Genomic DNA, 10,300 nt, shown 5'->3' on the forward strand with positions numbered 1-10,300 from the left:
TCGCATGAGCACCGGCGCAAGCAGGCCTGATCCGATCGTTRCCGAAGCGCAGGCGCCCGTGTTGTCGGTCGCGGGCCTGACCACGTCCTTTCTGCGCGAGCGGCAATGGATTCCCGTCGTCCGCGACGTGTCGTTCGATATCGCGGCCAAGGAAACCGTGGCGATCGTCGGCGAGTCCGGTTCGGGCAAGAGCGTCACCGCGCTTTCCATCATGCGGCTCATTCCGAAGGAGAGCGGCCGCGTCGAGGGGCGCGTCACGCTCGCGGGCCGCGATCTGCTGACGCTGTCCGAAGCGAGCATGACGGATGTTCGTGGCAACGATGTCGCCATGATCTTCCAGGAGCCGATGACGAGCCTCAATCCGGTGCTCACCATCGGCTTCCAGATCGCCGAGGCGCTGATCCAGCATCGCGGCCTGTCGCGCGCGGCGGCGGAGGCCGAGACCATCCGTCTGCTCGATCGTGTCCGCATTCCCGCGGCGGCGTCACGCTTCCACGAGCATCCGCATCGTTTCTCCGGCGGCATGCGCCAGCGCGTGATGATCGCGATGGCGCTCGCCTGCAAGCCGAAGCTGCTGATCGCCGACGAGCCGACGACGGCACTCGACGTCACGATCCAGGCCCAGATCCTGGAGCTTCTGAAGGAGCTCCAGCAGGAGGAGGGGATGTCGATCCTCTTCATCACCCACGACATGGGCGTGGTCGCCGAGATCGCGGACCGTACCGTGGTGATGTATGGCGGGCAGGCGGTCGAGACCGATGCGACCGCGCGCATCTTCGCTGCGCCCTCGCATCCCTATACGAGCGCGCTGCTCGCGGCCGTACCGCGTCTCGGCTCGATGGGCGGGCGGACGCGGCCGATGCGTTTTCCGATCGTCGACAAGGTGACGGGCACCTCGGACGAGCCAACGGAGACACCTGAGACGGTCTCAACCGCGGAGCGGCCGCTGCTCGAAGTCTCCAACCTCACCACACGCTTTCCGATCCGCTCCGGCTTGTTCGGCAAGGTTTCGGGCCGCGTCCACGCGGTCGAGAACATCTCCTTCACCCTGCGCGCCGGCGAGACGCTGGCGCTGGTCGGCGAGTCCGGTTGCGGCAAATCCACGACAGGCCGTTCCATCCTCAAGCTGACGGAGCCCGACAGCGGCACCGTCCTGGTCGACGGCCAGGACGTCCTCGCCATGAACGCCCGGACCTTGCGCGACTTCCGCAAGCAGATGCAGATCGTATTCCAGGATCCGTTCGCGAGTCTCAATCCGCGCATGTCGGTGGGGACGGCGATCGCAGCGCCGCTGCTCGCCAACGGGCTCGCCACGGCATCGCAGGCGCGCGACAAGGTCGCCGACCTCCTCGTGCGCGTCGGCCTGACCGCGGATATGGCCGCGCGCTTTCCGCACGAATTCTCCGGCGGCCAGCGCCAGCGCATCTGCATTGCGCGCGCGCTCGCGCTCGGGCCGAAGCTGATCGTTGCGGACGAAGCGGTCTCCGCCCTCGACGTCTCGGTCAAGGCGCAGGTCGTCAACCTGATGCTCGACCTCCAGGCCAGCATGGGCCTTGCCTATCTCTTCATTTCCCACGACATCGCGGTGGTCGAGCGCATGAGCCATCGCGTCGCCGTGATGTATCTCGGCGAGATCGTCGAGACCGGCCCGCGCGCAACCTTGTTCGGCAATCCGCAGCATCCCTACACGAAGAAGCTGATGGCCGCGGTCCCGGTGCCCGATCCATCGCGCCGCGGCACGAAGCGCGAGCCCTCGAACGACGAGATCAGAAGCCCGGTGCGCGCACCGGATTATCAGCCGCCAGTCCGGCAGTATCGCGAAGTTTCGCCCGGCCACGTCGTCCAGGTCTGGGGCGAGGAATGGTCGGCCTAGCGCGCGAAGGCGCTCAGCGGATGCTTTCGAGAACGCACGATAAAATCGCGCCATGATCTGCCGCACACGTTAACGGTGTTGTCCTTCGCGATGCCAAGCCTGTGAAATCGTGCTGAAATCACAATGAATTCACCTCGTCGCGGCGGAGTGCGACCGGCTGCCACAATCTATATGCTAATCCGGCGAAGCTGGACCGTCTGCCGTCGATCTCCGATAATGCATCGACTCGGAAAGGCCGTCGCAGACGTGCCTTTCACGGATGGAATATTGAAATGACACAAGCAGGCGTCTACGGGCAGAGGCTCGGGCGGGGCCTTCACGTGAAGGAAGCTCCGGTTCTGATCACGCGCTCGCTGCGCAGCGCGGAGCTCGCGGTCACCGAAGTCCGCAATGACAAGCCGACGTCCGAACTTTCCGGCTCGTTGCCGGCTGAAGATGCTTACCTTGTCAGCCTGAAGCTCCGCGACTATCCCGCTTGCGAATGTTGGGAGGAAGGCCGCTACGTCACCAGGGAGGATATTCGTGCGGGCGCGACCTATCTGTACGACCTCAAGCGCGACCCGCGCTATGTGATCGACAAGCCGTTTCACTCGCTCTTCTTCTATTTGCCGCGCTCGGCCCTTCACGACATGGCGAGGCAACCCGGCGCGCCGCGCATTGGCGAGCTCAATTACGAGCCCGGTGTGGGGCATGACGACGGGGTCATCCGTCATATCGGCGCCAGCTTGCAGGAAGCACTGCGTCGGCCTGACGAGACCAACCAGCTTTTCGTCGATCACATGATGCTCGCGCTCACCGCCCACGTCGCCCAGACCTATGGCGGGCTGAAGCCTGTCGCTGAGCCTAACCGCGGCGGGCTCGCGCCATGGCAGGTGAAGCGCGCGTGCGACCGGCTCGACTCCGATCTCTCAGGCAAGGTCGCGCTGGAGCAGATCGCGACCGAACTCGGCCTCTCGGTCAGCCACTTTTCACGCGCATTCCGGATCTCCACCGGCCTGCCGCCGCATCAATGGCTGCTGCGCCAGCGCGTGAAGGCGGCCACGCAGCTGATGACGGTCCGCAACCTGCCGTTGTCCGAGATTGCGATCTCGGCCGGATTTGCCAATCAAAGCCATTTCACGCGGGTGTTCACCCAGATGGTTGGCGTCAGTCCGGGCGCATGGCGCCGCGAAACCCATGGCGGGCGGGACGAGTAGAGCGTTTTCGCGTCAAAATCAGWATCCAAATCAGTGCCGCTTCGCCAGCGAGATCGCGCGCTTCGTGCCCGTGAATTCGTGAGGCGCTGCGCTTCAGGGCAAGCATCCCGGCCATTCCTTCAGCAGGCGGCGACATCGCGCGAGGGAGGACGAAGCCAGGGTGAAGTCCGCCGATTTCCTGCACGAGGATTTCGCGCGGCGCATCCCAGCCGGCGATATCCACCTCAACGGGATGGCCCTGCTCGACCGTCCCGGCGATCGCACCATGGACGCGACCAGCGATGGCCGGACGAGGACAATCGCGACAATCTCGCCGACGGCATCGGCCATCCGCCTGACGAGATTTTTGCGGCGCGCCGCGRCCTACACGGCGCGAATCGATCTGGCGTGGCGCAACGCGGGACAGCTTGCGAACTCACGGCGCCTGTCAGTTCGCGCTTCTGCGCTCCCGCGTATGCAACGATGCAAACTTAGTCCTCCTGAGATCGTGACTGGATGGAGCGACAGGGAACAGGAGTATGTGAACAGTCTCATAGTCCATCACTCTCTTTTCGAGCTAACTCTCCCCCAAGAAATTGCTGCACCCGGAGCTGACTGACAGACACGGGTGAGATGCAATGCCTGCGAAGCCGCGAGCTCGCAGCTTTGGACTGGCTCTCGTCTTGGTTACGAGCAAGCCAGCCCCATCACTCAGCCACATCTTTTGGAAATTGGAATCAAGGGCATCGCGAAGCGCGTCCACGCAGCTTCTAATCGGGGTCGGCCGGTAGGCTGCTACTTATTGAGGAGCCCCCAATGAAGATAGGCAACGCAGTTTTCAGCGCATTTTCCCTAACGAGGTACGCCGGTAATCTTGGGATCGCCCGTTCCAGTCTTATCAAGTCGGCCCATCTCCTCGAAAGAATTGGGCTAGCAGCCGTTGGGGCCTCTTGCGGCCTCTATGTGGGTGCGACCCTGTTGCGTCAGAAAGGCGGGCTTTTTGAAAGCGGCTGGATCGTGCTGCTAACAATGCTCTACGGAGCTCTCAGCTATTATGTTGGAATTGATTTGTCCCGGTCTGTCGCTCGGAGGTCGATTTCGAGCACCTCGGAAGAATACAACGGCTCTGAGGTTGCTGAGATCATGAGTGCGGCCGGTACGTTCGGCGCGGCGATTGCAGCAACTCTGTCCGTCAGCATCCTTGTCCTTGATCAAAGCCTACCCAATGCGCTGATAGCGTTTCTCGCCGGCTGTTGGGTCGTTGGGTCTTCGCTTCAAGTTGCGGCGGGAACGATGGCGCGCAACTACGTAGTGCCCAAGGACGAAGAATGAAGACAATTGTGCTCACGGAAAAACGTCTGCTTGGCGTCGTGATGTGGGCACCAGTGCCAGTGCTGACGTCAGGTCTGAAGGCGAGTGGTTGACGGCTCATCGCAACTTCTGTCGTTCAACGCTGCGTGCAGACGATTTTTAGTAGCGCGACCGTTTGCATCGAGCAATGTCCTTGCTTGGAAGCGGCATCGGTACTGAGCAACCTAAGTTATCGCGCAACAAACAAGACGTGCCATCATGGTGGCGTTGGGATATTGTCCCCGCGCCGTGGTCCAAAATTCTGCTAACCGCCAACCGCACGATCGGTGGAGCCAATGCAGATTGCGGAGTGGCTCGAGAAGCTGGGGCTTGGACAATACGCAGAGCGTTTTGTCCAAAATGGGATCGACATGGGCGTCCTTCCCGAACTGATGGCCGAGGACTTCGATAAGCTCGGAGTCCTGCTTGGCCATCGCCGCAAAATGCTGCGTGCCATTGCCGACCTCGATCCAGCCGCGTTGATCGCATCGCCGGCTCCTCCTCACGACGCCGAGCGGCGTCACCTGACCGTTATGTTTTGCGACCTGGTCGGCTCGACTGCGCTCTCCGCGCGTCTCGATCCCGAGGATATGTGGGAAGTGATCCGGGCCTACCGCGCCGCTTGTGCGGGCGTCATCGCTGCTTATGACGGCAGGATCGCCAGGTTCGTCGGTGACGGAATACTGGTCTATTTCGGCTATCCCCGCGCCCACGAGGACGATGCGGAGCGCGCAGTGCGCGCGGGCCTCGACACCATCGCTGCGGTCGGGCGACTGAGGACGGGCGCGACCGAACGGGTTGAACTGCGGATCGCAATCGCGACCGGGCTTGTGGTGATCGGCGACCTCATCAGCGGCGATGCGTCGGAGGAGCACGCAACGGTCGGCGATACACCAAACCTTGCTGCCAGGCTTCAGAGCCTGGCCGAACCGGGAGTGGTCGTCGTCGCCTCGTCGACGCGCCGGCTGCTTGGCGATCTCTTCACTTTTCGCAATCTCGGCCGCCGCGAGGTCAAGGGGATAGCCGAACCCATCGCGGTCTGGGCGGTCGAGGGGGCGGCCGCATCGGAAAGTCGCTTCGAGGCGGTCCGCGCAGCGCGTTCGATCGGCTTTGTCGGTCGCAAGGAGGAGATCGAATTCACGCTCTCGCGCCAGCGGTTGGCATGGCAGGGGCAGGGCCAGATGGTGTTGATCTCCGGCGAAGCAGGCATCGGCAAGTCGCGCATTGTCGCAACGCTGTCCGAAAACCCCGCGTTGGGGGCGCATCGCCGGGTGCGATATCAGTGTTCGCCCTACCACACCAACAGCGCGCTTCATCCCTTTGTCGCGCAGCTGGAGCGCGCAGCCGGTATCCGCTCGCACGACACGCCGGGGCAAAAGCTCGACAAGCTTGAGGCAATGCTGGCGCTTGGAACGCAACAGGTCGCCCGGGCGACACCGCTCATTGCGGCTCTCCTTTCGATTCCAACCGGCGACCATTATCCGCCGCTTGGTTTGAGCCCGGCGCAGCAGCGGCGACAGACATTTGCCTCGCTTCTCGATCAGCTCGAGGGGTTGGCGCGAGAGCAGCCCCTGCTGGTTATCTGCGAGGATATGCATTGGGCCGATGCCACGACACTTGAACTGTTCGATCTCGGGGTCGACCGGATCAGGGGACTGCCGATACTCATGCTCATGACAGCCCGACCAGAGTTCGAGCCCTCCTGGTCGGGCCTCGCCAACGTCAGCCTGTTGCGGCTCGACCGGCTCGACCGGCAGGACACGCGTGCGCTGGTCGAGCAGGTGACCGTTGGCCGCCAGCTGCCGCGCGAGATGATGGAGCAGATCATCGACAAGACGGACGGCATCCCGCTATTCGTTGAGGAACTGACCAAGATGGTGCTGGAGTCCGGACTGCTCGTCGAAGATTCCGGACGCTACCGCCTCGATAGTCCGCTCCCGCCGCTCGCTATTCCCGCGACGCTGCAGGATTCGCTGATGGCGCGGCTCGACCGGCTGGCGCCCGTCAAGGAGGTGGCGCAGATAGGCGCCGCCATCGGCCGCGACTTTTCATACGCGCTGCTAAGATATGTGACGGGACGCGATGATCTGACGTTGAGCGCTGCGCTGGGGCAACTCGAAGAGGCGGAACTGTTGGTGCGTCGCGGGACGCCGCCCGACGCAAACTATAGCTTCAGGCACGCTCTCGTTCAGGAAGCGGCCTATGAAGGCCTGCTCAAGAGCAAACGGCAGATGCTTCACAAGCGCATCGGCGATGTCCTGCGCGAGAAGTTTCCAGTCGTTGCCGAGACTGAGCCGGAAGTTCTGGCACACCACTTCACCGAGGCGGGGCTGAGCGAGATCGCCCTCGAATGGTGGCGCAAGGCGGGCCAGCAAGCACTGAAGCGCTCGGCCTATTCCGAGGCGATCGCGCATCTCGGCAAGGCGATTGCGTCCGCCGACGAGGTGCCGGATGATCCCCGCCGGATGATGAGCAGGCTGCATCTTCAAATCGAGTATGGCCGTGCATTGCGAGGCAGCCTCGGCCATAGCGCTCCCGAAACGGTAGCCGCATGGACGCGTGCCCGACAGTTCGCTGCCGACATCAATGATCCCGTTGAACTCGCGCCGGTCCATTCGGGTCTCTTCAATGCTTGCCTGACACACGGCGAACTCGCTCCGATGCTGGAGCTGGCGGATGCCATCAGGAGCGCCGCTGACCGACGACCGGACTCACCGGTGGCCGCTGTCGTTGCACATTGGACGGGCGGGGTTACCTGCTGGTTCGGCGGTGATTACTTGAACGCGAGGATGCATCTCGAGCAGGCACTCGAGATCTATGGTGCCGAGCCGGATCCCGCGACGTTCAGGGCTTCGGCACTGGATCTCCCGTTCGTGATCATGAGGTTTCTTGCCCTGGTGCTTTGGCCGCTTGGCAAGATCGCGCGCGCACGCCGCCTCGCCGCCGAAGCGGTGAGTGCTTCGGGAGAAAAACGGGCGCTGTCCCAGGCCAACGCGCTGGTTCATCGCGCCGTGTTCGACGGACTATGCGGAGGCGTGTTGCAGCAAACGGAGACGATCTTGGCGCTCGGTCTCGCGCGCGACCACACGATGCCGTTGTATGTGGCCGCCGGCACCTATCTGAATGGCCTCGCCAAGTGGCGTGCAGGCGACCAAATGACCGGACTGACGGAAATGCGTCGCGGCTGGACTTTGCTGCACGAGAATGACTGCTATCTCTGTGAGCCGTTTTGGGGGATGCACGTCGCCTTGGCGAACGCAGCGTCGGGCCAACTCGAAACCGGGCTGGAAATCTTGAGCGAATTGATCGCGTGGACCGGGCAATCCGGCCAGCATTGGCTTGATGCCGAGCTGCATCGCGCCCGCGGCGAGCTTTTGTCGCGTCTTGATCCTTCGGACGAAGCCAGTGCCGAAGCTTCCCTCAACCGAGCGCTTGAGATCGCACGACACCAGCAGACGAAGACTTTCGAGCTGCGCAGCGCCCTTGGACTTGCTCGCCTGCACAAGAGAAATGGCCGAGCAGGCGGGGTATCCGAAATGCTCGCTCCCGTGCTGGCCGAATTCGATGTGGAGCGAAATCTTTCTGAAGTCGTGGAAGCGAAAGAGCTGCTGGAGCAAGTGCATTAGGCACGTGCCGTTTTCCCCCAGTCGATGGGCGGGGAATGACAGTCAGGAATTCACGTGCACGAAATCCCGCAGCAGCGGATAGATCTCGTTATTCCACCGCTTGCCCGAGAACACGCCGTAGTGGCCGACGCCGGCCTGCATGTGGTGGACGCGGCGATAGGCGCGCACACCGGTGCAGAGGTCTTGCGCGGCGAGCGTCTGGCCGATCGAGCAGATGTCGTCCTTCTCGCCTTCGACCGTCATCAGTCCCATGCGGCTGACGGCCTTGGTGTTCACGGGACGGCCACGGTGCATCAACTTGCCTTGCGGCAACAGGTGCTCCTGGAACACGTCACGCACGGTCTCGATGTAGAACTCGGCCGGCAGGTCCATCACGGCGAAATATTCGTCGTAGAAGGTCTTGATGCTGGCGGCCTTCTCCTTCTCGCCCTTGGCGATATGGTTGGCGAGATCCATGTGCTGCTTGATATGGCGCTCGAGATTCATCGAGACGAACGCCGTGAGCTGGACGAAGCCGGGATAGACCTTGCGGAGCGCGCCGCGGCATTGCACCGGCACGTAGTTGATCAGGTTCTGCTCGAACCAGTCGATCGGCCTGCTCTTGGCGAACTCGTTGACCCTGGTCGGCTGGATGCGCGTGTCGATCGGACCCGCCATCAGCGTCAGCGTCGCAGGCCGCGAGGGGTGGTTGCCCTCGCACATGACCGCGGCGGCCGCCAGGGCCGAGACCGAGGGCTGGCAGATCGCGACCATGTGCGGACGCGGGCCCAATTGGCCGAGGAAGTCGATGAGATGATCGGTGTAGTCGTCGAGCCCGAAGCGGCCTTCGCGGCGTGGAATGTCGCGCGGATTGTGCCAGTCGGTGATGTAGACGTCGTGATCCTGCAGCAGCGTTTTCACGGTGCCGCGCAGCAGCGTGGCGAAATGGCCCGACATCGGCGCCACCAGCAGCATGCGCGGCTGCTCCGGCACGCCGTCCTTCCTGAAGTGCAGCAGCGAGCCGAACGGCGTCGCGTAGGCGACCTCCTCGGTGACGCCGACCTCGCGGTTGCCCACCATCACGCTGTCGATGCCGTAGGCCGGACGGTGATAGGTGAGGGTGGAGCGCGAGATCAGCTCCAGCGCGGCCGAGAGCCGGCCGACGACCTGATCCGATAGGCCCTGCGGCACCAGATGGAGGAATCTGAGCGCGGACGAAGCTCCCGCCCGCCACGGCGCGGTGAGGTCCATATGGTTCTGAAAGGCCTGATAATACATCGACATCATACTGAAACGCCCACCTTCCCGTGCTGTCATGCAATATCGAAGCCAAACGGGAGCCCTGCCGCCCTCAAAACTGGCACATCGCTTGCTCCTCTTTTTGCGGGAAGCACAGGTCATGAGCACTCCCGCGGGCCGGGCGGCGTGCAAGTCACAGGCGTAGGGAATGGGCCATATGGCGAAGGCGACACTGACCATCAGCAGCAAGAACTATTCGTCCTGGTCGCTGCGCGGCTGGCTGCTGACGAAATTTTCCGGGCTCGATTTCGAGGAGATCGTCACCGCGCCGGACGACGCGTCGGCACGCGCCGAAATCCTGCTGCTGTCGTCGTCGATCCTGGTGCCATGCCTGCGCCACGACGGCGCCGTGGTCTGGGATACGCTGGCGATCGCCGAATATCTCAACGAGGCGATGCCGGAAGCCGGTCTATTGCCTGATGACCGCGTCCAGCGGGCGCATTGCCGCTCGATCTGCGGCGAAATCCATTCCGGCTTCACAACGTTGCGCGCTTCGCTGCCGGTCAATCTGAAGGGGCACTTCCCCGGCTTCAAGATCTGGTCGCGCGCGCAGGCCGATATCGACCGCGTCTGTTCCATCTGGCGCGACTGCCTGGAGAAATCAGGCGGACCCTTCCTGTTCGGCGCGAGGCGCACCATGGCGGATGCGATGTATGCCCCCGTGGTGACGCGCTTCGTGACCTATGACGTCAAGCTCGAGCCGCTGCTGAAGGCCTATGCCGATACCATCATGGCCATGCCCGAGATGAAGGAATGGATCGCGGCGGCCAAGGATGAGCCGGCCGAGATCGAGGAGCTCGAGGTCGAATATTAGGCAGGCCTGGCGCCCGCCTGCCTGTTTTGGGAGCGAGACCAGGGCTGCCGCAGCCGGCTGCCATGTCTTTGAAGCCGTTAACTTTTAGCACCCGCAGCCGGCTCGGGCCGGCCCACGTGCTGCGCAGATATTGTATACGCGTGCGGGCTTGTTGCGACATCTAGCCGTGAACAGCTGCGTACAC

The 10,300-nt window shown here is 63.0% G+C and carries 7 protein-coding genes; 6 read left to right on the forward strand and 1 reads right to left on the reverse strand.

What is annotated here, in order from left to right; translation table 11 throughout:
- Positions 1-4 precede the first annotated feature (4 nt).
- The 5 genes from AB4Z51_RS01955 to AB4Z51_RS01975 all read left to right on the forward strand — a co-directional run bounded on the left by AB4Z51_RS01955 (position 5) and on the right by AB4Z51_RS01975 (position 8,024).
- Positions 5-1,873, forward strand: coding sequence for an ABC transporter ATP-binding protein (locus AB4Z51_RS01955; RefSeq protein WP_441496920.1), 1,869 nt, complete (start codon positions 5-7; stop codon positions 1,871-1,873).
- 272 nt (positions 1,874-2,145) lie between these two features.
- Positions 2,146-3,069 (forward strand): helix-turn-helix domain-containing protein, encoded by a 924-nt coding sequence (locus AB4Z51_RS01960; RefSeq protein ID WP_085405181.1) that lies wholly within the window; start codon positions 2,146-2,148, stop codon positions 3,067-3,069.
- Between the two features lie 160 nt (positions 3,070-3,229).
- Positions 3,230-3,667 (forward strand): hypothetical protein, encoded by a 438-nt coding sequence (locus tag AB4Z51_RS01965; protein WP_441496921.1) that lies wholly within the window; start codon positions 3,230-3,232, stop codon positions 3,665-3,667.
- A gap of 197 nt (positions 3,668-3,864) precedes the next feature.
- On the forward strand, positions 3,865-4,380 hold the full coding sequence (locus tag AB4Z51_RS01970) for a hypothetical protein (RefSeq protein ID WP_063981455.1): 516 nt from the start codon (positions 3,865-3,867) through the stop codon (positions 4,378-4,380).
- Between the two features lie 314 nt (positions 4,381-4,694).
- Positions 4,695-8,024, forward strand: coding sequence for an adenylate/guanylate cyclase domain-containing protein (locus tag AB4Z51_RS01975; RefSeq protein WP_085405180.1), 3,330 nt, complete (start codon positions 4,695-4,697; stop codon positions 8,022-8,024).
- Positions 8,025-8,066: 42 nt separating this feature from the next.
- On the opposite strand, the gene AB4Z51_RS01980 is transcribed toward AB4Z51_RS01975, so the two are convergent.
- Positions 8,067-9,290, reverse strand: coding sequence for a polyhydroxyalkanoate depolymerase (locus AB4Z51_RS01980; RefSeq protein ID WP_094184518.1), 1,224 nt, complete (start codon positions 9,288-9,290; stop codon positions 8,067-8,069).
- A gap of 169 nt (positions 9,291-9,459) precedes the next feature.
- Between AB4Z51_RS01980 and AB4Z51_RS01985 the strand changes: the two genes are divergently transcribed.
- On the forward strand, positions 9,460-10,116 hold the full coding sequence (locus tag AB4Z51_RS01985) for a glutathione S-transferase family protein (RefSeq protein WP_085405179.1): 657 nt from the start codon (positions 9,460-9,462) through the stop codon (positions 10,114-10,116).
- Positions 10,117-10,300: the final 184 nt, after the last annotated feature.

It is taken from the genome of Bradyrhizobium sp. 2TAF36 (assembly GCF_052114925.1).
In the GTDB taxonomy this organism is placed as follows: Bacteria; Pseudomonadota; Alphaproteobacteria; order Rhizobiales; family Xanthobacteraceae; genus Bradyrhizobium; species Bradyrhizobium barranii.

What these genes read in the sequence shown, in the direction of transcription:
- AB4Z51_RS01975 (WP_085405180.1), top strand. Translation starts at nt 4,695, where the DNA reads ATGCAGATTGCGGAGTGGCTCGAGAAGCTGGGGCTTGGACAATACGCA.
- AB4Z51_RS01985 (WP_085405179.1), top strand. Translation starts at nt 9,460, where the DNA reads ATGGCGAAGGCGACACTGACCATCAGCAGCAAGAACTATTCGTCCTGG.
- AB4Z51_RS01980 (WP_094184518.1), bottom strand. Translation starts at nt 9,290, where the DNA reads ATGATGTCGATGTATTATCAGGCCTTTCAGAACCATATGGACCTCACC.
- AB4Z51_RS01960 (WP_085405181.1), top strand. Translation starts at nt 2,146, where the DNA reads ATGACACAAGCAGGCGTCTACGGGCAGAGGCTCGGGCGGGGCCTTCAC.
- AB4Z51_RS01970 (WP_063981455.1), top strand. Translation starts at nt 3,865, where the DNA reads ATGAAGATAGGCAACGCAGTTTTCAGCGCATTTTCCCTAACGAGGTAC.